This window comes from Demequina soli, from assembly GCF_000971195.1.
Classification (GTDB): domain Bacteria; phylum Actinomycetota; class Actinomycetes; order Actinomycetales; family Demequinaceae; genus Demequina; species Demequina soli.
The window spans coordinates 280829-303109 of record NZ_BBLZ01000002.1 but is presented as its reverse complement, the minus strand read 5'-3'; the positions used below and the strand labels follow the sequence as shown (position 1 = coordinate 303109).

The window sequence follows — 22281 nt, the reverse complement described above, 5'->3', positions numbered from 1 at the left end:
GTCCTAGGGTGAGAGCCATGCTTGCCGCCTACGCCGCCCGATTCTCCGCCGACGACCCGGTCAGCGCCCTCGAGGTGGGCGACCGGCCCGAGCCGGAGGCCCGCGAGCACTGGACCACGGTCGACGTGCGGGCCGCGTCGATCAACCACCACGACGTGTGGTCGCTCAAGGGCATCGGCCTGGGCGAGGCGCAGCTGCCGATGATCCTCGGCTGCGACGCCGCCGGCGTCGCGCCCGACGGCACCGAGGTGGTGGTGCACGGCGTGATCGGCGCCGACGGCCACGGCGTGGGCCCGCGCGAGCCCCGCTCGCTCCTGTCGGAGCGCTACCCCGGCACGCTCGCCGAGCGCGTCGCGGTGCCCACGGCGAACCTCATCCCCAAGCCCGCGGAGCTCACGTTCGAGGAGGCCGCGTGCCTGCCGACCGCGTGGCTGACCGCGTACCGGATGCTCTTCCACGGCGCGGGCCTCACGCCCGGCCAGTCCGTCCTCGTGCAGGGCGTGGGCGGCGGCGTCGCGAGCGCGGCCATCGCGCTGGGCGCCGCGGCCGGGCTCGAGGTGCACGCGACCTCACGCTCCGAGGCCAAGCGCGAGGCGGCGCTGCGCATGGGCGCGGTAGCGGCCGTCGAGCCGGGCGCGCGCCTCGCCACGCGCGTCGACGCGGTCGTCGAGACCGTCGGCAGGGCCACCTGGAAGCACTCGATCGCGTCCGTCAAGAACGGCGGCACCGTCACGATCGCCGGCCACACCACGGGCGACCCCGAGCCGGCGCTGCTGACCCGCGTGTTCTTCCACGAGCTGCGCATCCAGGGCGTCACCATGGGCACGCGCGAGGACCTCGCGGCGCTGCTGTCCTTCCTGGCGCGCACCGGGTTGCGGCCCACGATCGACTCGACCTTCCCGCTCGCGCGCGCGCACGATGCGGTGGCCAGGGTGGTCGGCGGCGACCACCTCGGCAAGGTCGTGGTGACCGTCTAGCCCTTGAGGCCCCGGCGCCTCGCGATCCACCCCGACACCACGCGCCAGCCGACCAGGAACAGCGCGAGGAACGCCCCCGCGACGACCACGAACGACACCTGCACGCCCTGACCGCTCACCGCGCGCAGCAGCATCCCGCCCACGAGGGTCGACGCCCACACCGTCACGCCGGTGCGCCGCCAGTCGCACGGCCGCGTCCAGCCCTTCGCCAGGACCCAGCCGAGCGCCGCGCCCGCCGCGAACGGCCACACCGTGGTCGCGAGCCCGGATCCCCACGGGCCGAGGATCCCCTCCTCGTGGCTGGCCCGGCCGATGCTCGCGAACACCACGATCGCGCCCGCGTCCAACGCCGCGGCGCCGACCGCCGCCTGCCTGAGATTCATGCCTCGCCCCGTCCCATCCCGCGCAGCCACTCGCGGATCATGAGGATCCCGGCCACCGCCGCATCGTCCCCCACCTCGCGCGACCGCGCGCGCAGGCCGGTCACCGACACGCCCAGGCCGCGCAGCTCGCCCGTGTGCCCCATGAGCCAGCGCTCGATGCGCTCGGCGTCGACCTCGGGGTGGAACTGGACCGCGAGCGCGCTGCCGTAGGAGTACGCCTGGCACGGGGTCGCGGCGGTGCTCGCGAGGACCGTCGCGCCGGCCGGGGGGACGATGCGGTCGCCGTGCCAGTGCAGCACGGGCGCGCCGGCGAGGTGGCGCAGCGGGGTGGACGATGCGGCGGGCGCCAGCTCGACGCTCCCCCAGCCGAGCTCGGGCTCGCCCGCCTCGACCGCGCCGCCGAGCGCGTGCGCGAGCAACTGCGCACCGAGGCAGACCGCGAGGGTGGGCATCCCGGACCGGACCCGGGAGCCCAGCAGCGCGGCCTCCTCGGCGAGCGTCGGGTAGTCCTCGATGTCGGCCACCCCGATGGGCCCGCCGAGCACGATGCCGAGGTCGGCGGAGGCGAAGGGCGCGAGGTCGTCGACCCCGGAGTCGAGGTAGGTCACCTCGTAGCCGTGGGCAGCGATCTCCGCCTCCCAGATCCCGAGGTCCTCGAACGCGACATGGCGGATGGCGACGCATCTCATGCGGCGACCCTAACCCGGGTTCGCTGGGCACGGATCCGGCGCCGACACGCGCGGTCAACGGCGCCCGATCGAGCGAACGGACCGCGTGTCGCATCGCGAACCGTGCTGAGCGAACGTGGGCGCGGCGCGCGACTACCCTTGTCGGGTGGCTCACCTGCTTGGCGCCGAGGCGCTTCACCTGGACTTCGGCACCGGCCCGGTGCTCGGCTCGATCTCGATCGGGCTCGACGACGGCGACCGGATCGGCATGGTCGGCACCAACGGCGCGGGCAAGTCCACGCTCCTCAAGGTCCTCGCGGGCCGCATCGAGCCCGACGACGGCCGCGTCACCGTGGCCCGCGGCACCCGCATCGGCGTCCTCGACCAGTCCGACCACGTCGACGAGGCGCTCACCGTCGCGCAGGCGATCGTGGGCGACCGCGACGCCCACGAGTGGGCCGCCGACCCGCGCGTCCGCGACGTCATGTCGGGGCTGGTGCCCGACCTGCCCGCGGACGCGATCGTCGGGGACCTGTCCGGCGGCCAGCAGCGCCGCGTCGCGCTCGCGCACGTGCTCGTGGGCGACCACGACGTCGTGTTCCTCGACGAGCCCACCAACCACCTCGACGTCGAGGGCGTCACGTGGCTCGCCGACCACCTGAGGCGCCGCTGGCCCGCGAACCGCGGCGCGCTGCTCGTGGTCACCCACGACCGCTGGTTCCTCGACGAGATCTCCACCCGCACCTGGGAGGTCCACGACGGCGAGGTCGACATGTACGAGGGTGGATACGCCGCCTACGTGCTGCAGCGCGTCGAGCGCGACCGCATCGCCGCCGTCACCGAGCAGCGCCGCCAGAACCTCATGCGCAAGGAGCTCGCGTGGCTGCGCCGCGGCGCGCCCGCCCGCACCTCCAAGCCCAAGTTCCGCATCGACGCCGCCAACGAGCTCATCGCCGACGTGCCGCCCATCCGCGACACCGTCAAGCTCCACCGCATGGCCGCCGCACGCCTGGGCAAGGACGTGGTCGAGCTCATCCGCGTCGGCGTGAGCTACGGGGACAAGGAGGTCCTCAAGGACCTCGACTTCACCATCGGCCCCGGCGACCGTATCGGCATCCTGGGCGAGAACGGCGCCGGCAAGTCGACCTTCCTGCGCCTCGTCACCGGCGAGCAGCAGCCCACCGCCGGCCGCGTGAAGACCGGCGTGACGGTGCGTGTCGAGCAGCTGAGCCAGCAGCTCGCGGAGCTCGAGGACATCGCCGACGAGCGGGTCTCCGCCGTCGTCAAGCGCTACTCGTCCATCCAGCTGTCCGACGGCCAGGAGATGACGCCCACCCAGCTGCTCGAGCGCATGGGCTTCACGTCCGCCCAGCTCAAGACCCCGGTGGGCCGCCTCTCGGGCGGCCAGCGCCGCCGCCTCCAGCTCCTCGTGGTGCTGCTGAGCGAGCCGAACGTGCTCGTCCTCGACGAGCCCACCAACGACCTCGACACCGACATGCTCGCCGCCCTCGAGGACCTGCTCGACTCGTGGCCGGGCACGCTCATCGTGGTCAGCCACGACCGCTACCTCATGGAGCGCATCACCGACCAGCAGTACGCGGTGGTCGACGGCGGCCTGCGCCACCTGCCCGGCGGCGTCGACGAGTACGTCGAGCTGTCCCGCGAGCGTCGCGCCGGCGGCACGTCCGGCATCGGCACCTTCGGCGCCGGCGCGGGGGACGAGGCGGCGGCCACCCTCCGCGCGGCGTTCCCCGGCGCGGTGGAGACCGGCGCATCGTCCGGCGCTCCCGCGCTCGGCGGCGCGGAGCGCCGCGCCGCCGAGAAGGAGCTCAAGGCGATCGAGCGGCGCATGGCGAAGATCAAGGAGCTCACCGAGGGCACCCACAACGAGATGGTGATGCACGACCAGTCGGACTTCGCGGGCCTCGCGAGGTACATGAAGAGCCTGCAGGAGCTCGAGGCGGAGAACGACGAGCTCGAGGAGCGCTGGCTGGAGCTGGGCGAGCAGCTGGGCTGACGTTCCAGCCGGCGGAGGCTCGCGACCTCGGTCCCGGGCGGGGCGATCTCCGGCGGTGCCTAATGGAGGCACCCCGGAGGAGGGCCCATGAGCGAACGCGTCGTCCCCATCGCCGGCATGACCTGTGCCGCGTGCGAGGGCACCGTCGCGTCCGCCGCGCTCGCGCTGCCCGGGGTCGAGTCCGCGAGCGCGGACCGGCGGTCGGGCCGCCTCACCCTCCGGGGCGGCCGCCTGCCGTCCGACGCCGCCGTCGACGCGGCGCTCGCCGACACCCCGTACGGCGTCGGGACCCGCCCGTGGCTGAGCCGCGAGCACCAGGTGTGGCGCGACGTCGCGGTGTCGACCGCGGTGGTCGGGGCGCTCGCGCTGGTGGCGTGGGCGCTCGGCCTCGACGCCCGCGTCCAGGAGCTCACCGGCGGGGCGTCCGCGGGCTCGGCGCTGGTGGTGCTGGGCCTGGGCGTCGCCGCGAGCGTGTCGACGTGCATGGCGCTCGTCGGGGGGCTGGTGGTCTCGCTCGCGGCCTCGGTGCCGTCGCGCGCGACCGGCCTCGCGCGCATGCGCCCGCACCTCGCGTTCAACGCGGGTCGCATCGTCGGGTTCGCGGCGCTCGGCGCCCTCATGGGTCTGGTGGGCGGCACCCTCGTGCCGTCCGGATGGCTGCTCGGGGCGACGGTGCTCGCGGCGGCGGCCGTCATGGCCCTCGTGGGGGTGCGGCTCACGGGGGCGTCGCCGCGCATCGCCGCGTGGCAGCTGTCGCTGCCCGGACGCTGGGGCGCATGGGCGTCCGGCGCGTCGCCCGACGGCGCACGCGGGGGCACGATCCGCGCGCTCGGCCTAGGCGCCGCGACCTTCTTCCTGCCCTGCGGGTTCACGCAGGCGGTGCAGGTGTACGCGCTGTCGACCGGGAGCGCGCGCGACGGGGCCATCGTCATGGCGCTCTTCGCGGTCGGGACCACGCCCGGCCTCCTCGCGGCGGGCGCGGCCGCCGGCGCCGCCGCATCGTCCACCCGGCCGGCGGCCGTGCGCGTCCTGCGCGGCGTGGGCGTGGTGGTGCTCGCGTTCGCGCTCGTCACCGCGTCCGGCGGGGTCGCCCGCCTGTCGCCCGGCCTCGCGTCGCGCCACGTCACGGCGACGGAGCGCACCTCGAACGTGACCGACGTCGACGGCGCGCAGCACGTCAGCACCGACGTGGTCTACGAGGGCTACTCCCCCGCGACCACCGTCGTCTACGTCGACGAGCCCGTCGCATGGACCCTCACCCCCGAGTACAAGGGATGCCAGAGCGCGGTCGACGCCCCGTCGCTCGGCCTCTCCCGCATCATGGTCCTGTTCGACGCCCAGACCGTCGAGTTCACGCCCACCGAGACCGGCACGTTCCCGTACTCGTGCGCGATGGGCATGTACACCGGCGAGTTCGTCGTGATCGACCGGCCGGCCGCCTCCTGACGGCGTCCGGCAACACCGGCGACACACGCGCCGGGTAGCGTCGGCGGCATGGATGTCGCGATCGTCGGGGCCACGGGTGACGTCGGGCGCGCGATCTGCGGGTCGCTCATCGAGCGCGGCGAGCTGGGCGCATCGTCCCGCCTCCAGCTGGTGGGGCGCGCCGGCGGATCGTCGGGCGCCGCGGTGCACGGCCTGCGCGTGGACCTCATCGACGCGTTCGACGAGCGTGCACCCCACATCGACGTCGCCACGCGACCCGAGGACGTGGTGGCCGACGTGGTCGTCATGACCGCGGGCCGCACCGTCCCCACCGGCACGGGCCAGGTCATCGATCGCGACGCGCTCGCCGCCGACAACCGCCGCGTCTTCGAGGAGTACGCCGACGCCCTCGCCGCGCACGGCTCCGGGCACGAGGTGGTCATCGTGGTGTCCAACCCGGTGGAGCTCGCCGTCGAGGTGTTCGCGCGCCGCCTGGGACGCCACCGGGTCATCGGCATGGGCGCGTGGCTCGACACGCTGCGCTTCCGCCGCGAGATCGCGGCGACCCTCGGGATCCGCCGTCACCGCGTGAGCGGCTTCGTCGCGGGCCAGCACGGCGACATGATGGTGCCGCTGTGGTCGAGCGTGCGCCTGCGCGGCCTCGACCCGGACGAGCGCGCCGAGATCGTCGCGCGCGTCCGCGGCGAGCGCGGACTCGCCTCGTTCCGGTCGGAGGTGGCCGCGGCCAAGCAGCGGATCGCGGCCACCCCGGACGTCGCCGCGGCGTTCGCCGCGATCGACTCCTTCCCGCCGGACATCCAGGCGGTCATCCGCCCGTACCTCACCCATCAGAGCGGCGCGAAGACCGCGCACGGCACCGCGAACGCGACCGTCGACCTGGTGCGCACCGTGCTCGACGGCCGCGACATCGTGGTCGCCGGCCAGGTGCTGCTCGACGGCGAGATCGAGCTCGGCGGGATCCCGTGGACGGGCGTGCTCGGCGTGCCCGTCGCCGTCGGTCCCGACGGCTGGACGCGCGTCATGCTCGACGCCCCGGCCGCCGACGAGGAGCGCGCCCTGTGGGAGGTCGCCCAGTCCATCAACGAGTCCGTCGCCGCGTGGGGAGGCGGCCCGCGATGAGCGCCATCACGCAGCGCTGGTTCGCCTTCACCCAGGTCGAGGATCGCAGCGGCGCCTCCGCCGCGATCGCGGGCGTGTTCTCCGAGCGCGGCGTGAGCTTCGGCTCGATCTCGACGCTCGACGTCCACGGCGGCATCGGCACCATGTGCGTCGAGTTCGCCGCGTCCGAGCGCCTCGCCCAGGTGCTGGTGCGCACGCTGGCGCGTCTCGCGGTGGTGCGCGCCGTCGACCTGGTGCGCGCGGACGATGCGCGGGTCAGGGCCGTCGCCGTCCTCGCCGGCGTCGCGGTGGACCCGGACACCGTCGCCGGGGTCGGCGTCCACCGCGACGGCGAGCTCGTCATCCTGACCGGCCCGCTGCCCACGGTCGCGGCGGCCGTCGCGGACCTGCGTGGGGGCGGCGCCGCGGTGGAGGCGTTGACGGTCCTCCCGCCCCGCTGAGCGCCGCCGGCGCGCGTCACACCGCCGCGGGCACCTCGGCCCCCTGCTCCACGGGCGCGGTCACGCCGCCGTGAGGCACGATCACGGCGCGCCCCAGCATCGTCCCCTGCTCCAGGCGCGTGTAGGCGTCCATCGCGTCGTCGAGGGAGTACGGCGTCACGTCGACCTCCAGGCGCCCGGCCCGGTACAGCGCGGCGAGCTCGTGGAGCTCGTCCAGCGTGCCCATGTAGGTGCCGGTCAGCTCCGCCTCGAACGGCGTGGTGTAGAAGCCCCAGTCGGTGCGGCCGCCCGCGAGGCCGACCACCGTGATGCGGCCGCGCACCGCGACGACGGCCTGCGCGAGGCGGATGGTCTCCTCCGTGCCCACCAGGTCGAAGACCGCGTCGACGCCGCGCCCGCCGGTGAGCTCGCGGATCCGCGTGACCTGGTCGTCGCCCGGCTCGACGATGACCGTGCCGCGGCTCGCGGCCAGGTCGCACGCGTCCGCCTTGACGTCGACCCCGAGCACCGTCGCCGAGGTCATGGACGCGAGGATCTGGACGGCGAGCTGCCCGACGCCGCCCAGTCCGATCACGAGCGCCGTCCGGCCGCCCGAGGACAGCCGCGGCAGCGCGAGCTTGATCGCGTGGTACGCCGTGAGGCCGGCGTCCACGAGCGGGGCGGCCTTGATCGGGTCGGCGTCGCCGAGCGGCACGAGGTTGCGTACCGGCACCGTCATGTACTCGGCCATGCCGCCGTCGAGGCCGAGCCCGCTGCCGAGCGACGTCATGGTGGCCACGTTGTCGCACAGCGTGTCCTCGCCGTGCGCGCACGAGGTGCAATGGCCACAGCCGCGCGCCGCATAGACCATGTGCGCGCTCCCCTTCTCGATCCCGATCACCCCGGGACCGGCCTCCTCAACCCAGCCGGTGACCTCGTGGCCGAGGATGTACGAGGGACGCAGCTGCGGCATCGCGATGTCCTGGTCGAAGATCGCGTAGAGCGCGACGTCGGAATGGCACGCGCCCGAGCCCGCCACCTTCAGGAGCACCTCGCCGGGGCCGGGGACCGGCCGCTCGACGTCGACCAGGGTGGGGCGCGTCTTCCACGCGTCGAATCGCACAGCCTTCATGGGGGACTCCTGACCGGCACCCGCTGGTGAGGCCACGCGGGTCGGGCGCCATTGCTCGCCGCGTGCGCCTCCGAGCATGGCACAGCGCGCTGCCAGATGTGAAGCGGCGTTCACTTATGGTCGGATATTCCTGCATTGTCGCGCGAACGGCCAATCACTATCGGAACAACTCACGGGCGCGGACGAACTGCGCATTGCACCCACTCACGGCGAGTGCGATGAGCGTGAACGATCGCCACCAACCAAGTCGACTAAATAGTTCCTCGGTTCGACTCACACTCGCGCGCTCTCAGCCGATGTGTGTATTGAGAGCTTCCCAGATGATCGGAGATACGTTGTCCACAGATGTCAATGAAATCGACACCGCACGACCGCCCGCAAGCGACGACACGGTTACGGGCGGACTCCACGAGTCGACAGCGAGGTGCTCCTGCCTCCAGCAGCGGGCGCGCGACGTGTCATACGGCGACATCGACGCCGATGCCGCCACCCGCCTCGGACTTCTTCCCCTAGTGAACGACGGTTTCCTCGCCAAGGTACGCCTGCCGGAGCCCGCCGACATCCGGGCACTCGGCTCAGCGGGGGCCGGCAATCTGGATGCCCGTGTCCTGCTTTCAGGCGTTCAAGCGGTTGCCGCGCACGCACCCTTTGCTGGCATCGCGGTTTCGTTCTTCGTATTCGTCGTGACGCAGGCTATCGACAGCGCGGGCGCCCCCGACCTAGCTGTTCTGATCTTGCGCACGCTCTCCACTGTGGCGGTCGGGCTCTTGCTTGTGCGATTCGGCCACAACGTTCTGGCGGCACGACGGTGGCAGACGCTGCTCGAGCACCTCGCGTAGCCTTCCAAGACAGCGCAAGAACACGCGAACGCCCGGGCGGAGACCCGCCCAGGCGTTCGTGAAGGCCTGCGGCGACTACTGCGCCTGGTACGGGCTCACCACGATGTCGACACGCTGGAACTCCTTGAGGTCCGAGTAGCCAGTGGTGGCCATCGACCGGCGCAGCGCGCCCATGAGGTTCGACGTGCCGTCGGCGTGCGTGCCGGGCCCGAAGAGGATCTCCTCGAGGGTGCCGTTGGTGCCCACGTGGACGCGCTCGCCGCGCGGCAGCTCGGGGTGGTGCGCCTCCGGGCCCCAGTGGTAGCCCGCGCCCGGCGCCTCCTCGGCGCGCGCGAGCGCGGCGCCCAGCATGATCGCGTCCGCGCCGCACGCGATCGCCTTGACGATGTCGCCCGAGCGGCCCAGGCCGCCATCGGCGATGACGTGGACGTAGCGGCCGCCCGACTCGTCGAGGTAGTCGCGCCGCGCCGCGGCGACGTCGGACACCGCGGTCGCCATGGGCGCGTGGATGCCGAGCGTGTTGCGCGTGGTCTGCGCCGCGCCGCCGCCGAATCCGACGAGCACGCCCGCCGCGCCCGTGCGCATGAGGTGCAGGGCCGCCTGGTAGGTCGACGCGCCGCCGACGATGACGGGCACGTCGAGGTCGTAGATGAACTTCTTGAGGTTGAGCGGCTCGGCGCCGTCGGAGACGTGCTCGGCCGACACCGTGGTGCCGCGGATGACGAAGAGGTCGACGCCCGCCTTGAGCACCGTGGCGTAGTGCTCCTGCGTGCGCTGCGGGCTGAGCGCGCCGGCCACCACGACGCCCGCCGCGCGGACCTCCTGGAGGCGCGCGGTGATGAGCTCGTCCTTGATGGGCTCGCGGTAGAGGTCCTGCATGCGCGCGGTCGCGTCCGCCGGGTCGAGCGCGGCGATCTCGGCGAGCACCGCGGTGGGGTCCTCGTAGCGCGTCCACAGGCCCTCGAGGTCGAGCACGCCCAGGCCGCCCGCGTTGCCCAGCGCGATCGCGGTCGCGGGGCTCATCACGGAGTCCATCGGCGCGCCGATCACGGGGATGTCGAAGTGGAACGCGTCGATCTGCCAGCCGAGGCTCACGACCTTCGGGTCGCGCGTGCGGCGCGAGGGCACCACGGCGATGTCGTCGAAGGAGTAGGCCCGGCGGCCGCGCTTGCCGCGGCCGATCTCGATCTCGTTGCTCACGGGCCCCACCCTATCGTTCCGGGCGCGCACGCCCGCGGGGGACGATGCGCGGCGCCCCGCTGTGGACAGGCTCGCGTCGAGCGTCGGAGGGGCGTGCCAGGCTAGGGGCATGAGCTGGCTCGACGAGACCATGGTGGGGTTCGACACCGAGACGACGGGCGTGTCCACCGCGACCGACCGCATCGTGACCGCCGCCGTCATCACGCGCACCGGCGGCACGGTGACCGCGCGGACGTGGCTGATCGACCCCGGGGTGGAGATCCCAGCCGCCGCGAGCGCGGTCCACGGCATCTCCACCGAGCAGGCGCGCGCGGAGGGCGTCGCTCCGGCGGAGGCGCTCGAGGAGATCGCGACGATGCTCGCGAGCGCCCTCGACGCCGGGTTCCCGGTGGTCGCGTACAACGCGCAGTTCGACCTCACGCTGCTCGAGAACGAGCTCGCCCGTCACGGGCTGCCGTCGCTCGCGTCGCGCCTGGCGCGCGGCGAGGCCCGGCCCGTCATCGACCCGCTGGTCCTGGACCGCCATCTCGACAAGTACCGCAAGGGCAAGCGCAAGCTCATCGACCTGTGCGCGGTGTACGCCGTCCGGGTGGTCGCCGAGGACCTGCACGCGGCGGACGCGGACGTGCTCGCGACCCTCGAGCTCGTGCACGCGCTCGCCGCCGCGTATCCGACAATGCGCGACACGCCGCTCGACTCGCTCCACGACCTGCAGGCGGCCGCGCATCACGACTGGGCGGTGCACTTCTCCGCGTGGCTCAAGTCCAAGGGCCAGACCGAGGACCTGCCCGATCCGCAGTGGCCCGTCGCGCCGCTGGCCTTCACGCCCGTCGCGGCGGCGCCAACTACGCCCGCACCCGCGTCGGCGGACGGCGGCACGCTCTTCTGAGCCGCCGCATCGTCCCGCGCGTAGCCGACGCGAGCGCCACCCGTCGTTGTACGCGAAGGCCAGGAGCGCATCGTCCCGTCGCCGCACGGGCGAATCTCGCGACGTCGCCCCGGGGATACGCTCGAGGGACCGACAACTCGGAGGTCACAATGACGTGGTCCACCACCACGGACGCCGCTCCCACCGGAGCGGGCCCCCTCGGCGACGCGCTGTCCCAGCTCGACGCCGCCCTCGCTCACCTCGGCCTCAACGGCGGGACCCGCCAGATGCTGGCCACACCGCGACGGGAGCTCGCCGTGAGCATCCCGCTGCGCCGCGACGACGGCTCGATCGCCGTCTACACGGGCTACAGGGTGCAGCACAACTTCTCGCGCGGCCCTGCCAAGGGCGGGCTGCGCTTCGCGTCGAACGTGGACCTCGACGAGGTGCGCGCGCTCGCCATGTGGATGACGTGGAAGTGCGCGCTCGTCGACGTCCCGTACGGCGGCGCGAAGGGCGGCATCGCGATCGACCCACGCACGCACTCCCTCCCCGAGCTCGAGCGCGTGACGCGCCGCTACACCTCGGAGATCCTGCCGATCATCGGCCCGACCAAGGACATCCCGGCGCCCGACATCGGCACCAACGAGCAGACCATGGCCTGGATCATGGACACCTACTCTGCCGCCGTGGGCCACACGGTCCCGGGCGTGGTGACGGGCAAGCCGCTGAGCCTCGGCGGGTCGCTCGGGCGTGCCGCCGCCACGTCGCGCGGCGTCGCGCACATCGCCCTCATGGCGATGACCTCGCGGGGTGTCGATCCGGAGCACGCCACGGCGGTGGTCCAGGGCTTCGGCAAGGTGGGTCGCGACGCGGCCAGGTTCCTGTCCGCCGCGGGCGTGCGGATCATCGCGGTCAGCGACGTCGACGGCGCGATCTACGACGAGCGCGGGCTCGACATCGCCCGGCTGTCCGACCACGCGGACCGTCACGGCACCGTGGCGGGCTTCGAGGGCACCGAGGCGATCGACCCCGCGTCGATCCTCACGCTCGACGTCGACCTGGCTGTGCCGGCCGCCGTCGAGGGCGTCCTCACGGGCGCGAACGCGGACCACGTGCAGGCACGCATCATCGTCGAGGGCGCGAACGGCCCGACCACCCGCGAGGCCGACGCGATCCTCGCCGACAAGGGCGTGCTCGTGGTGCCGGACATCCTCGCGAACGCGGGCGGCGTGGTCGTCTCCTACTTCGAGTGGGTGCAGGCCAACCAGGCCTGGCAGTGGAGCGAGGCGGACGTCAACCAGCGCCTCGAGGAGAAGATGACGACCGCGTGGCACGCGGTGGTCGGCTACGCCGGGGCGCACTCGCTGTCCTACCGGGAGGCGGCCACGGCCCTCGCAGTCCAGCGCGTCACCGACGCCCACCGCCTGCGCGGCCTCTACCCGTGAACGACTCCCAATGACAGATGTGACGGGGGACGCGAAGCGTCCCACCCGTCACATCTGTCATTGGGAACCGACCAGGTAGCGCACCAGCATTCCCACGCTCATCACCACGATGAGCACGCGCAGCACCACGGGCGGGACCTTGAAGAGCACGTGGGACGCGGCGTACGCGCCGAGCAGCTGGCCGCCGATCATGACGGCGCCGACCGCCCACACCATCTGCCCGGCGACCGCGAAGACCGCGAGCGCGGCCACGTTGGTCGCGAAGTTGAGCGTCTTGGCGACCGCGGTCGCGCGCGGCAGCGGATAGGCGCGCAGCGTCACCCCCGACAGCGCGAAGAGCGAGCCCGTGCCGGGGCCGAACGCGCCGTCGTAGGCGCCGATCGCGGGCACCACGGTCGCCTCGTAGGGAGCCGCGGAGAGACGCTCGCGGTCGGGCGGCTCGTGCGCCTTGGGCACGAACGCGAAGTAGGCGGCGATGGCCGCGAGCACCACCGGCACGAGCACGCGCAGCGGCTCCGGGTCCACGAACTGGATCGCAACCGCCCCCGCCAGCGAGCCCAGGAAGGCCCACAGCATCGGCCAGCGTGCATCGTCCCAGCGCACGCGGCGGCGGCGGATCACCTGCCACGTCGCCATGCCGGTGCCGAACGAGCCCTGCAGCTTGTTGGTGCCCAACGCCTGGAGCGGCGGCACCCCCGCGAGGAGCAGGGCGGGCAGCGTGAGCAGCCCGCCCCCTCCCGCGAGGGTGTCGAGGAATCCGGCGATCAGCGCGACGAGCGCCAGGACCGCGAGGGTCTGCCAGGTGAGATCCACCTAGCGGGCCGCGTCAGCCGCGGCCGGCGTAGTTGGGCGCCTCGACGGTGATCTGGACGTCGTGCGGGTGCGACTCCTTGAGCCCCGCCGGCGTGATGCGGACGAACTTGCCCTTGGCCTGCAGCTCCGGGACGGTGCGTGCGCCGACGTAGAACATCGACTGGCCCAGGCCGCCGACCAGCTGGCGGACCACCGACGACAGGGGGCCCTTGTAGGGCACGCGGCCCTCGATGCCCTCGGGGATCAGGTCGTCGTCGCTGGGGGCGTCTGCCTGGAAGTAGCGGTCCTTCGAGTACGACACGCGGCCGCGGGACGCCATCGCGCCCATCGAGCCCATGCCGCGGTAGCTCTTGAACTGCTTGCCGTTGACCAGCACCAGGTCGCCGGGCGTCTCGGCGCAGCCCGCGAACAGCGAGCCGAGCATGACGGACGATGCGCCGGCCACCAGGGCCTTCGCGATGTCGCCGGAGTACTGGAGGCCGCCGTCCGCGATGACGGGCACGCCCGCCGGGTTCGCGGCCTTCCATGCCTCGTACACGGCCGTGACCTGCGGCACGCCCACGCCGGCGACCACGCGGGTGGTGCAGATGGAGCCCGGGCCCACGCCGACCTTGACCGCGTCCACGCCCGCGTCGACGAGCGCCTGCGCACCCTCGCGGGTCGCGACGTTGCCGCCGATGACCTGCACGTGGCTGGTCTTGGGGTCGGACTTGAGGCGCTTGATCATGTCGATCATCGCCTGGGCGTGGCCGTGCGCGGTGTCGACGACGAGGCAGTCGACCTCGGCCTCGACGAGCGCGGTCGCGCGCTCCCAGGCGTCGCCGTAGAAGCCCACGGCGGCGGCCACGCGCAGGCGGCCCTCGGAGTCCTTCGAGGCGAGCGGGTAGCGCTCGGTCTTGACGAAGTCCTTGACCGTGATGAGGCCCGTGAGGCGGCCGTCGCCGTCCACCAGCGGGAGCTTCTCGACGCGGTGCTTGGCGAGCAGCTCGGAGGCCTCCGCGTTGGAGACGCCCTCGCGCGCCGTGATCAGCGGCATCGGCGTCATCTGGTCCTTGACCAGGCGCGACGCGAACTCGGCGGGGTTGATGAAGCGCAGGTCGCGGTTGGTGATGATGCCCAGCAGGCGCTGGTCCTCGTCGACGACGGGCAGTCCGGAGACGCGGTACTTCGCGCACAGCGCGTCGAGCTCCGCGAGCGTGGCCTCGGGGCCCACGGTGACGGGGTCGGTGATCATGCCCGACTCGGAGCGCTTGACGATCTGGACCTGATGGGCCTGGTCCTCGATCGACAGGTTGCGGTGCAGGACGCCCATGCCGCCGAGGCGGGCGAGCGCGATGGCCATGCGGGCCTCGGTGACGGTGTCCATCGCCGCGGACAGCAGCGGGACGGCCACGGAGATGCCCTTGGTCAGCTGGGTCGTGGTGTCCACCTCGGACGGGATGACGTCCGACTCCCCGGGAAGGAGGAGGACGTCATCGTAGGTCAGTCCGGTGAAGGCGAAGGGATCGTTCTCGGGGTGCGCCATCCGCACATTCTAGGCCGTCGTCGGGGTGGCAGAAACCAGGCAAATCGGGACTTCCCAAGCCCGTGACAACGGTGTTATGAATGGCTATGAGGGAGCCGCGGACGGGGGCCACAAGCCTTCTGCGAGCGGGTTTGACCATACGACTGATGTGCGGCTCGGGGCGGCAATGGCGCCGTCCTGGGGGCGAGCCGACACCGACCCGTGAGGGGGCGTGATGGAGGCCGTGGCGAAACTGCCCGCACCGACTCAGGACCAGTGGGAGTGGCAATACGAAGGCGCGTGCCGCGCCGCCGATCCCGATCTCTTCTTCCACCCCGAGGGGGAACGCGGGGCCGCTCGCCGGCGCCGCGCCGAGGCCGCCAAGGAGTTCTGCGCCGGCTGCCCCGTGCTCGACATCTGCCGGGAGCGCTCGCTCCAGGCGCGCGAGCCGTTCGGGGTGTGGGGCGGGCTGAGCGAGGACGAGCGTCACGCCATCCTCGCCGGCCGCCTCAAGCAGGCGAGTTGACCGCCGGGGAGGCGCCGCATCGTCGATGGGGGCGATGCGGCGGGCGGGTCCCCGTCCGACCCTCCCCGCAGACGCGAACGGCTCCCGAGGCCGAAGCCTCGGGAGCCGTCAGAAAGCGTGGGCTGCTCAGCCGATGACGGCGAGCAGGTCGCGCGCCGAGAGGATGAGGAACTCCTCGCCGGCGTACTTGACCTCGGTGCCGCCGTACTTGCTGTAGATCACCTTGTCGCCGACGTTGACGTCGACGGGAACGCGGTTGCCGTTGTCGTCGATGCGACCCGGGCCCACCGCCACGACCTCGCCCTCCTGGGGCTTCTCCTTGGCGGTGTCAGGGATCACGAGGCCGGACGCCGTCGTGGTCTCGGCCGCGGCGGCCTTGACGACGACCTTGTCCTCCAGGGGCTTGATGGAGACCGACACTGCGGACCTCACCTTCCTAGTCGAAAGTATGTGAACGGATCGATGGGCCGCCGTCGCGGGGGTCGGCCCGGGTGATCCGTGCTCGTCAGAGCATCCTCAATCTAGCACTCGGCCAGGGGGAGTGCTAATGACGGGCGGGCTGTTCGCCGCGCGTGAAATGATCCGGGCATGGACCCCGAGACCGCGCGCCTCACGGTGAGCCCCGCCTGCCTCGCGCTGGCGGACTCCATCCGGGGCTTCGCTCCCCGGGACGCGCTCGCCGTCGCCGGCCGCCTGCGCCGGGACGGCCACGACCCCGCGCTGGTCACCGCCGCGATGTCGCTCGCCGAGCTGCGCCGCGAGGCGCTCCCCCGCCTTGGCCCCGCCGCGGACGGCATGGCGTTCCACCGCGCGGGCCTCGAGCAGGCCTCGCGCGCGATCGTGTCGGCCCTGCATGCGGAGCGCTTCGCCGCCGCGGACTGCACCGCCGTCGCCGACCTCACCGCGGGCCTCGGGGCCGATGCGATGGCCCTGGCCGCGCGCGGCCTCGCCGTGCTCGCGTTCGAGGCCGACGAGGCCACCGCGACCCTCGCCGCCCACAACCTGGCCCCCTGGCCCGGCGCGCGCATCGTCCACGGGGACTCGCTCGCGCTGCTCGCGGCCGAGAAGGTCGACGGGGTGTTCGCGGACCCCGCACGCCGCAACGCACGCGGCCGCCGCCACGACCCCGCCGACTACTCCCCGCCGCTCGACCGCGTGCTCGACCTGGCCTCCCGCTACCGGGCGCTCGGCGTCAAGGCGGGCCCGGGCCTGCCCCACGAGGCGGTGCCCGCGGGCTTCGAGGCGCAGTGGGTGAGCGTCGACGGGGACGTGGTCGAGGTCGGGCTGTGGGCCGGCGCCGCCGCGCAGCGCGAGGGCCACAGCGCGCTCGTGATCCGCGGCGACGAGCGCCACGAGATCGCCGGCCCCACCGACCGCGCGCCCGCCGGTGCGCTCGGCGCGTACCTGATGGAGCCCGACGGCGCCGTCATCCGCGCGGGCGTCGTGGGGGTGCTCGCGGAGCAGGTGGGCGCGCACCTGGTGGACCCGCAGATCGCGTACCTCACCGCCGACGCCCCCGCCGCGACGCCCTTCGCCCGCGCCTACCGCGTGCTCGAGCGGCTGCCGCTCGACGTCAAGGTGCTCGCCCGCGAGCTGCGCGCCCGCGGGGTCGGCACCGTCGACATCAAGAAGCGCGGCGTGGACCTCACGCCCGAGCAGCTGCGCCCGCGCCTCAAGCTCAAGGGCAAGGAACGGGCCACGCTCGTGCTCACGCGGCTCGAGGGCCAGCACGCGGCGCTGCTCGTGGAGCCCGTCTAGCCCTTCAGCGTCTTCGACACCATCTGCTGGCTGGTGCCGACCTCGCGCGCGATCGCGGTCTGCGACATGCCCGTGGCCGCGAGCGCGCGGATCCGCTCGAGCTGCTCGGGCGTGAGCGCCCCGGCCCGCCTCGAGGGGCCGCCGCGGCGGCCCGACATGATCGAGTCGACGCTCGCCTTCGAGATCCCGAGCACCTCCGCCACCGCCACGCGGGGCTCCCCCGCCGCGACGCGGCGGCGCACCTCGGCGACCTGCTCCTCCGTGATCCGTGCCATGCGCCCAGCCTAGACAGCGACCTCGCCGGCCCACGCATCGTGAAGCACCTGGAACATGACGTGGTCCTGCCACTCCCCCGCGATGCGCAGGTAGCGCGGAGCGTAGCCGTACCGCTCGAAGCCGTTGCGCTCGAGGACCCCCTGGGAGCGGAGGTTGTGCGGCAGCGTCTCGGCCTGGACGCGGTGCAGCCCCAGCTCGCCGAACGCGAGCGCCGTGACGCGCGCGACGGCCTCGGTCGCGAGCCCGCGCCCGTTGAGCTCCTTGGCGACCCAGTAGCCCATGCCGGCGGACTGGAACGGGCCGCGCGCGATCCCGGCGAGGGTGATGCGGCCCGCGATCGCGCCGTCGTCCGCAAGGATCGCGTGCGGGAGAGCCCGCCCCGCGGCGTGCTCCTCGAGGAGCGCCGCGATCACCACCCGCTGGCCCGGCTCGGTGTAGAACACGTCGGACCGGATCGGGTCCCAGGGCGCCATGAACGCGCGGTTCGCTGCGACGAGCCCGGCGAGCTCGGCCGCATCGTCGAGGGCGATCAGCCGGGTGCGGGGTGTGTCGGTCACCCGGTCATCGTGGCACGCGAGTCTCACCCCGCGACGACGAGCGACACCGCGAGCACCGCCATCACGACCGCGATCGCGCCGTCGAGCACGCGCCACGCGCCGGGACGCGCGAGCACGCCCGACAGCAGCCGCGCCCCGAACCCCAGCCCGGTGAACCACAGCACGCTGCCCGTCATCGCGCCCGCCGCGAACAGCCACCGCGCCTCGTGCGTCGACGCCACCGTGCCGAGCAGCACCACGGTGTCGAGGTAGACGTGCGGGTTGAGCCACGTCAGCGCGAGGCACGTGAGCGCCACCGTGCGGGCGGACGATGCGCGGGTCGCCACGGCGACCGGCGGCCCGGGCGAGGCGGCGGCCCCGGCCACGGGCGCATCGTCCACCGCGAGCCGCTCGCCCTCGGGGCGCAGCGCACGGCGCGCGGCGAGCACGGCGTAGGCGAGCAGGAACGCGGCGCCCGCCCAGCGCGCGGCCGTGAGCAGCCACGGCACGGAGGTGATGGCGGCGCCCGCGCCCGCGACGCCCGCCGCAATGAGCACGAGGTCCGACAGCGCGCAGATGAGCACCACCAGCCCGACGCGGTCGCGGCGCAGCCCCTGGCGCAGCACGAAGACGTTCTGCGCCCCGATGGCGACGATGAGCGACAGGCCGAGCCCGAGGCCGGCGAGATAGGTCATGGCGCCACCGTATGCACAAGTTGTCCACAGCACTACTAACAATTGTGGATAGTGCATTAGCGTTGCTTATATGAAGATCCCCGCCGACCTCGCGCAGACGCTGTCTGCGGTGGTCGACGAGGGGTCGCTCGACGCGGCGGCCCGCGCGCTGCACGTCACGCAGTCGGCGGTGAGCCAGCGCCTCGCGACGCTCGAGCGGCTCACGGGCCAGGTGCTGCTGGTGCGCTCGCGCCCGGTGCGCGCGACGCCCGCGGGCGAGGCGGTGGTCCGCTACGCGCGGCAGGTGGCGCTGCTCGAGGCGGAGGCGGCGGCGGAGCTCGGGATCCCCGAGGACCGGCCCGCCCCCCTGCGGATCGCCGTCAACGCGGACTCGCTCGCGACGTGGCTCCTCGAGCCGCTCGCCGCGGCGCTGGCGTCGCTGGGCACCACCGTGCACCTGCACCGCGAGGACGAGTCCTTCACGGCGGAGCTGCTCGCGCGCGGCGAGGTGGTCGCCGCGGTCACCACGCGCGCGGCCGCGGTGCCCGGCTGCACGGTGACCACGCTCGGGCGCATGACCTACCGGGCGGTCGCGGCCCCGGCCTTCGCGGCGCGCTGGTTCCCCGACGGCGCGGACCCGGCGGCGCTCGCCGTCGCGCCCGTGGTCGACTTCGACCGCCGCGACGACCTCCAGGCCCGCTGGCTCGCGGCGCGGGGGGCGGACGGCGGCGCGCCGCGCCATCTGGTGCCGTCCTCGACGGAGTTCGCGCGGGCGATCGCGCTGGGGATGGGCTGGGGGTTGCTGCCCGCGGTGCAGCGCGCGGGCCTCAACCTGGTCGAGCTCGGCGAGCCCGAGCTGTCGGTCACGCTCCACTGGCAGCAGTGGCGGGTGCAGTCGACCGGACTCGACGCGATCGCGGGAGCGGTGCGCGAGGCCGCGCGCGCGGCGCTCGAGCCCGCGTAGGGCGGCCGGCTGTCAGCCGGCCGCGCAGGCGCGGATCGCGTCGCGGCCCATCGCGACCGGCCACGTGCCGCCCGCGTCGGCGGCCCCCGTGAGCACGTCCGCGAGCGCGCGCACCGTCGGCGGCGACTCGCCGTAGGTCGCGATGTACGTCTTCGCCCGCGAGCCGAACAGGCCCCACGGCTCGCCGAGCGACACGACCACGTCGGCGTCGGCGCGGTAGGCGCCCGAGGACAGCAAAGCGATGGTGGTGCCGCCGCCGCCCACCTGGACCCCCGCATCGGCGAGCGCGGCCGTCAGGGTGCGCACCGCATCGTCCGGGCCCGCGACGATGGTGGCACGCCTCCCCACCAACGGGTCCGCGCAGTCCGCCGTCGCCACCGTCATGCCGGCCGCGGCGAACGTCTGCGCGTAGTGGACCGAGGCGGACTCCCCGGAGAGGCCCGCCGACCATCGCATGAGCAGGATCGACCGTGCCGCCGCCTCGTCGAGGCGGTCCCGCGACAGGCGCCCGTCCCTGACCGCGGCGACGATCGCGTCGATGGTGCCGTCGACGTCCTTGGGCATGAGCAGCACGTCCGCCCCCGCACGGAGCGCCGCGACGGCGACCTGGCCAGGCGTGCGCCCGTCGGCGACGCCGGCCATGTTGAGCGCGTCGGTCACCACGACGCCAGTGAAGCCCAGGCCCTCCCGCAGGTAGCGGTACGCGGCCGGCTCGAGCGTCGCGGGACGGTCGCCCCACGCCGGCACCTCGATGTGGCCCATCATCACCACCGGCGCGCCTGCGTCGATGGCGCGCGCGAACGGCACGAAGTCCCGTGCCGCGAGCGCGGCGATGCCGCGCGACTGCACGGGCAGCGCCTGGTGGGAGTCCACCGTCACGGACCCGTGGCCGGGGAAGTGCTTGATCACCGGCACCACCCCGCCGGCGACGTAGCCGTCCACCGCGGCCGTCACCGTGGCGGCGACGTCGGCCGGATCGGAGCCGGCGCTCCTGGTGCGGATGATGGGGTCGGCGGTGCCGATGGTGACGTCCGCGTCGGGCGCGTAGTCCACGTTGACGCCGATCGCGCGCATGCTCGCTGCCGACGACCGGTACGCCTCGGTCACCGCCGCCTTGTCGGTCGCGGCGCCGGCGGCCATGAACGCGGGCAGGGTCGGCACCGCGCCGGACAGGCGCGCCACGGTCCCGCCCTCCTCATCCGCGGAGATCCACACCGGCCAGTCCCGGTCGCCGATCCCCTGCAGCGCGTCCGTCAGCGCCTGCGCCTCCGCCGGCGAGGGGGCCGCGCCGTCCATGAGGATGACCCCGCCGAGATGGTTGCGGGACACGCGCGACACCGCGACGTCCGCGTCCGGCGTGTACAGGTCCGTCACGATCACCTGCCCGGCCGCGTGCCTGAGCGGCAGGGCGCGCGCGGTCGCGAGCGCATCGTCCCACTGCCCGGTGGTCGGGCCCCACGGGAGGGTCTCGACGGGCGGCGTCACCACGGGTGCCGGGCTCGCCTCGGACGGGCTCGGGGCGGACGATGCGGTCGCCGAGGGCGTCGACGTGGGCACCGGCGTCGGCACGGTGCCCGTGCAGCCCGCGAGCAGCGCCACCGCCAGGGCGGTCGCCGCGACGCGGGCGGCGCGAGCCATCAGACCGTGATGGTCGACAGCGGCATGGAGGAGTCGACGCCGATGCCGAGGTCGCTCGGGCGCACGCCCGCCTCGACCACGGCGGAGCCGAGCGCGGCGATCATCGCGCCGTTGTCGGTGCAGTAGCGCAGCGGGGGGATGCGCACGTCGATGCCGGCGGCCTCGCCGCGGGCCTGCGCGAGCTCGCGCAGCTGGCTGTTGGCGGAGAAGCCGCCGCCGATGACGAGGGTCTCGACGTCGTGCTCGCGGCACGCGTTGAGGGTCTTGGTGACGAGCACGTCGGCGACGGCCGCCGCGAAGCTCGCGCACACGTCCTCGACGGGGACGTCCTGGCCGGACGCGCGGCGCGCCTCGACCCAGCGTGCCACCGCGGTCTTGAGGCCCGAGAACGAGAAGTCGTAGGCGTGCTTGGCCATGTCCTTCGGCTTGGACAGGCCGCGCGGGAACGGGATCGCCTCGGGGTCGCCCTCGCGCGCGAGGCGGTCCACGTGAGGTCCGCCCGGGTAGGGCAGGCCGAGCAGGCGGCCGACCTTGTCGAAGGCCTCGCCCGCCGCATCGTCCAGGGTGTGGCCGAGCTCGGTGACCTTGGTCGCGATGTCGTCGACCATGAGAAGGGACGTGTGGCCGCCCGAGACCACGAGCGCCATGGTGCGGTCGGGGAAGCGGCCGTGGACCAGCTGGTCGACGGCGGCGTGGCCGATGACGTGGTTGACCCCGTACAGGGGCCTGCCGAGGCCCAGGGACAGCGCCTTCGCCGCGGAGTTGCCCACCGTGAGCGAGCCCACGAGGCCCGGACCGGCGGCGACCGCGATCGCGTCGACCCGCGACAGCGTGCGGCCGGCGCGGCTCAGCGCCTCGTCGAGCGTGGGCAGGACGGCCTCGAGGTGGGCGCGCGAGGCGACCTCGGGAACGATGCCGCCGAAGCGGGCGTGCTCGTCCATCGACGACGCGACGACGTCGGCGAGCAGCTCGCCGTCCTCGACGAGGGCGACGCCCGTCTCATCGCAGGTGCTCTCGAGTCCCAGTACCAAAGCCACGGGTCAACTGTAGTCGGGGCACGGGGCCTGCCGGCCCGA

The 22281-nt window shown here is 73.6% G+C and carries 23 protein-coding genes; 11 read left to right on the top strand and 12 right to left on the bottom strand.

Going from position 1 to position 22281, the window contains the following annotated elements:
- The first annotated feature begins 17 nt into the window (after positions 1-17).
- Positions 18-977 carry a zinc-binding dehydrogenase gene (locus tag AOM04_RS04900; protein ID WP_062463178.1) on the top strand — a complete coding sequence of 320 codons (960 nt, stop codon included), beginning with the start codon at positions 18-20 and terminating at the stop codon, positions 975-977.
- On the opposite strand, the gene AOM04_RS04895 is transcribed toward AOM04_RS04900, so the two are convergent.
- Both AOM04_RS04895 and AOM04_RS04890 read right to left on the bottom strand, forming a co-directional pair.
- Positions 974-1360, bottom strand: a complete 387-nt coding sequence (locus AOM04_RS04895; RefSeq protein WP_062463175.1) for a DUF3054 domain-containing protein — start codon at positions 1358-1360, stop codon at positions 974-976. The genes AOM04_RS04900 and AOM04_RS04895 overlap by 4 nt on opposite strands.
- Positions 1357-2049, bottom strand: coding sequence for a glutamine amidotransferase-related protein (locus tag AOM04_RS04890; protein ID WP_062463172.1), 693 nt, complete (start codon positions 2047-2049; stop codon positions 1357-1359). The genes AOM04_RS04895 and AOM04_RS04890 overlap by 4 nt, the downstream gene beginning before the upstream one ends.
- Before the next feature lie 145 nt (positions 2050-2194).
- On the opposite strand from AOM04_RS04890, the gene AOM04_RS04885 reads away from it, so the two are divergent.
- From AOM04_RS04885 to AOM04_RS04870, 4 genes are all read left to right on the top strand, one after another.
- Positions 2195-4045 carry an ABC-F family ATP-binding cassette domain-containing protein gene (locus AOM04_RS04885; protein WP_062463169.1) on the top strand — a complete coding sequence of 617 codons (1851 nt, stop codon included), beginning with the start codon at positions 2195-2197 and terminating at the stop codon, positions 4043-4045.
- A gap of 87 nt (positions 4046-4132) precedes the next feature.
- The gene (locus AOM04_RS04880) at positions 4133-5491 is read left to right on the top strand and encodes an urease accessory protein UreH domain-containing protein (RefSeq protein ID WP_062463166.1); all 1359 of its coding nucleotides are present in this window, start codon (positions 4133-4135) and stop codon (positions 5489-5491) included.
- Between the two features lie 48 nt (positions 5492-5539).
- Positions 5540-6610 (top strand): malate dehydrogenase, encoded by a 1071-nt coding sequence (locus AOM04_RS04875; RefSeq protein WP_062463163.1) that lies wholly within the window; start codon positions 5540-5542, stop codon positions 6608-6610.
- Positions 6607-7050 carry a hypothetical protein gene (locus AOM04_RS04870; RefSeq protein ID WP_062463160.1) on the top strand — a complete coding sequence of 148 codons (444 nt, stop codon included), beginning with the start codon at positions 6607-6609 and terminating at the stop codon, positions 7048-7050. Before AOM04_RS04875 ends, AOM04_RS04870 begins: the two co-directional genes overlap by 4 nt.
- 16 nt (positions 7051-7066) lie before the next feature.
- On the opposite strand, the gene AOM04_RS04865 is transcribed toward AOM04_RS04870, so the two are convergent.
- The gene (locus AOM04_RS04865) at positions 7067-8161 is read right to left on the bottom strand and encodes an alcohol dehydrogenase catalytic domain-containing protein (RefSeq protein WP_062463157.1); all 1095 of its coding nucleotides are present in this window, start codon (positions 8159-8161) and stop codon (positions 7067-7069) included.
- A gap of 455 nt (positions 8162-8616) precedes the next feature.
- Here AOM04_RS04865 and AOM04_RS04860 point away from each other — a divergent pair, with 455 nt between their 5' ends.
- Positions 8617-9000, top strand: coding sequence for a hypothetical protein (locus AOM04_RS04860; RefSeq protein ID WP_156160614.1), 384 nt, complete (start codon positions 8617-8619; stop codon positions 8998-9000).
- A 75-nt stretch (positions 9001-9075) separates the two neighbouring features.
- Here the strand turns inward: AOM04_RS04860 and AOM04_RS04855 are convergent, their stop codons facing one another.
- Entirely contained in the window at positions 9076-10200 is a 1125-nt protein-coding gene (locus tag AOM04_RS04855; RefSeq protein ID WP_062463152.1) for a GuaB3 family IMP dehydrogenase-related protein, read from the bottom strand.
- Between the two features lie 109 nt (positions 10201-10309).
- On the opposite strand from AOM04_RS04855, the gene AOM04_RS04850 reads away from it, so the two are divergent.
- Both AOM04_RS04850 and AOM04_RS04845 read left to right on the top strand, forming a co-directional pair.
- Positions 10310-11089: an exonuclease domain-containing protein gene (locus AOM04_RS04850; RefSeq protein ID WP_082104383.1), complete on the top strand. Its 780-nt coding sequence runs from the start codon at positions 10310-10312 to the stop codon at positions 11087-11089.
- A 149-nt stretch (positions 11090-11238) separates the two neighbouring features.
- Positions 11239-12516: a Glu/Leu/Phe/Val family dehydrogenase gene (locus AOM04_RS04845; RefSeq protein WP_062463149.1), complete on the top strand. Its 1278-nt coding sequence runs from the start codon at positions 11239-11241 to the stop codon at positions 12514-12516.
- A 57-nt stretch (positions 12517-12573) separates the two neighbouring features.
- Here AOM04_RS04845 and AOM04_RS04840 read toward each other — a convergent pair whose 3' ends face one another.
- Positions 12574-13329, bottom strand: coding sequence for a TSUP family transporter (locus AOM04_RS04840; protein ID WP_062463146.1), 756 nt, complete (start codon positions 13327-13329; stop codon positions 12574-12576).
- A 13-nt stretch (positions 13330-13342) separates the two neighbouring features.
- The gene (gene guaB / locus AOM04_RS04835) at positions 13343-14854 is read right to left on the bottom strand and encodes an IMP dehydrogenase (RefSeq protein WP_062463143.1); all 1512 of its coding nucleotides are present in this window, start codon (positions 14852-14854) and stop codon (positions 13343-13345) included.
- A 214-nt stretch (positions 14855-15068) separates the two neighbouring features.
- Between guaB and AOM04_RS04830 the strand changes: the two genes are divergently transcribed.
- Positions 15069-15359: a WhiB family transcriptional regulator gene (locus tag AOM04_RS04830; protein ID WP_062463140.1), complete on the top strand. Its 291-nt coding sequence runs from the start codon at positions 15069-15071 to the stop codon at positions 15357-15359.
- Between the two features lie 126 nt (positions 15360-15485).
- Here the strand turns inward: AOM04_RS04830 and groES are convergent, their stop codons facing one another.
- On the bottom strand, positions 15486-15779 hold the full coding sequence (gene groES / locus AOM04_RS04825; RefSeq protein WP_062463137.1) for a co-chaperone GroES: 294 nt from the start codon (positions 15777-15779) through the stop codon (positions 15486-15488).
- A 168-nt stretch (positions 15780-15947) separates the two neighbouring features.
- Between groES and AOM04_RS04820 the strand changes: the two genes are divergently transcribed.
- Positions 15948-17117, top strand: coding sequence for a class I SAM-dependent methyltransferase (locus AOM04_RS04820; protein ID WP_062463134.1), 1170 nt, complete (start codon positions 15948-15950; stop codon positions 17115-17117).
- Here the strand turns inward: AOM04_RS04820 and AOM04_RS04815 are convergent.
- From AOM04_RS04815 to AOM04_RS04805, 3 genes are read right to left on the bottom strand one after another with little or no spacing between them, the layout of a single operon-like run.
- Entirely contained in the window at positions 17114-17392 is a 279-nt protein-coding gene (locus AOM04_RS04815) for a helix-turn-helix domain-containing protein (protein ID WP_062463131.1), read from the bottom strand. The two genes, AOM04_RS04820 and AOM04_RS04815, sit on opposite strands and share 4 nt — an antisense overlap.
- Before the next feature lie 9 nt (positions 17393-17401).
- Positions 17402-17950, bottom strand: coding sequence for a GNAT family N-acetyltransferase (locus AOM04_RS04810; protein WP_062463128.1), 549 nt, complete (start codon positions 17948-17950; stop codon positions 17402-17404).
- A gap of 23 nt (positions 17951-17973) precedes the next feature.
- Complete coding sequence (locus AOM04_RS04805; protein ID WP_062463125.1) at positions 17974-18624, bottom strand: LysE/ArgO family amino acid transporter; 651 nt, start codon at positions 18622-18624, stop codon at positions 17974-17976.
- A 70-nt stretch (positions 18625-18694) separates the two neighbouring features.
- Between AOM04_RS04805 and AOM04_RS04800 the strand changes: the two genes are divergently transcribed.
- Positions 18695-19567, top strand: coding sequence for an ArgP/LysG family DNA-binding transcriptional regulator (locus tag AOM04_RS04800; RefSeq protein ID WP_062463122.1), 873 nt, complete (start codon positions 18695-18697; stop codon positions 19565-19567).
- A 12-nt stretch (positions 19568-19579) separates the two neighbouring features.
- Here AOM04_RS04800 and AOM04_RS04795 read toward each other — a convergent pair whose 3' ends face one another.
- Together AOM04_RS04795 and tsaD are read right to left on the bottom strand one after the other, a co-directional pair.
- The gene (locus AOM04_RS04795; protein ID WP_062463119.1) at positions 19580-21205 is read right to left on the bottom strand and encodes a glycoside hydrolase family 3 N-terminal domain-containing protein; all 1626 of its coding nucleotides are present in this window, start codon (positions 21203-21205) and stop codon (positions 19580-19582) included.
- Entirely contained in the window at positions 21205-22242 is a 1038-nt protein-coding gene (gene tsaD / locus AOM04_RS04790) for a tRNA (adenosine(37)-N6)-threonylcarbamoyltransferase complex transferase subunit TsaD (protein WP_062463116.1), read from the bottom strand. Before tsaD ends, AOM04_RS04795 begins: the two co-directional genes overlap by 1 nt.
- Positions 22243-22281: the final 39 nt, after the last annotated feature.

What these genes read in the sequence shown, in the direction of transcription:
- AOM04_RS04830 (WP_062463140.1), top strand. Translation starts at nt 15,069, where the DNA reads ATGGAGGCCGTGGCGAAACTGCCCGCACCGACTCAGGACCAGTGGGAG.
- AOM04_RS04890 (WP_062463172.1), bottom strand. Translation starts at nt 2,049, where the DNA reads ATGAGATGCGTCGCCATCCGCCATGTCGCGTTCGAGGACCTCGGGATC.
- AOM04_RS04805 (WP_062463125.1), bottom strand. Translation starts at nt 18,624, where the DNA reads ATGACCTATCTCGCCGGCCTCGGGCTCGGCCTGTCGCTCATCGTCGCC.
- AOM04_RS04895 (WP_062463175.1), bottom strand. Translation starts at nt 1,360, where the DNA reads ATGAATCTCAGGCAGGCGGCGGTCGGCGCCGCGGCGTTGGACGCGGGC.
- AOM04_RS04850 (WP_082104383.1), top strand. Translation starts at nt 10,310, where the DNA reads ATGAGCTGGCTCGACGAGACCATGGTGGGGTTCGACACCGAGACGACG.
- AOM04_RS04795 (WP_062463119.1), bottom strand. Translation starts at nt 21,205, where the DNA reads ATGGCTCGCGCCGCCCGCGTCGCGGCGACCGCCCTGGCGGTGGCGCTG.
- AOM04_RS04820 (WP_062463134.1), top strand. Translation starts at nt 15,948, where the DNA reads ATGGACCCCGAGACCGCGCGCCTCACGGTGAGCCCCGCCTGCCTCGCG.
- AOM04_RS04815 (WP_062463131.1), bottom strand. Translation starts at nt 17,392, where the DNA reads ATGGCACGGATCACGGAGGAGCAGGTCGCCGAGGTGCGCCGCCGCGTC.
- AOM04_RS04875 (WP_062463163.1), top strand. Translation starts at nt 5,540, where the DNA reads ATGGATGTCGCGATCGTCGGGGCCACGGGTGACGTCGGGCGCGCGATC.
- AOM04_RS04800 (WP_062463122.1), top strand. Translation starts at nt 18,695, where the DNA reads ATGAAGATCCCCGCCGACCTCGCGCAGACGCTGTCTGCGGTGGTCGAC.
- AOM04_RS04880 (WP_062463166.1), top strand. Translation starts at nt 4,133, where the DNA reads ATGAGCGAACGCGTCGTCCCCATCGCCGGCATGACCTGTGCCGCGTGC.
- AOM04_RS04845 (WP_062463149.1), top strand. Translation starts at nt 11,239, where the DNA reads ATGACGTGGTCCACCACCACGGACGCCGCTCCCACCGGAGCGGGCCCC.
- AOM04_RS04870 (WP_062463160.1), top strand. Translation starts at nt 6,607, where the DNA reads ATGAGCGCCATCACGCAGCGCTGGTTCGCCTTCACCCAGGTCGAGGAT.
- guaB (WP_062463143.1), bottom strand. Translation starts at nt 14,854, where the DNA reads ATGGCGCACCCCGAGAACGATCCCTTCGCCTTCACCGGACTGACCTAC.
- AOM04_RS04865 (WP_062463157.1), bottom strand. Translation starts at nt 8,161, where the DNA reads ATGAAGGCTGTGCGATTCGACGCGTGGAAGACGCGCCCCACCCTGGTC.
- AOM04_RS04900 (WP_062463178.1), top strand. Translation starts at nt 18, where the DNA reads ATGCTTGCCGCCTACGCCGCCCGATTCTCCGCCGACGACCCGGTCAGC.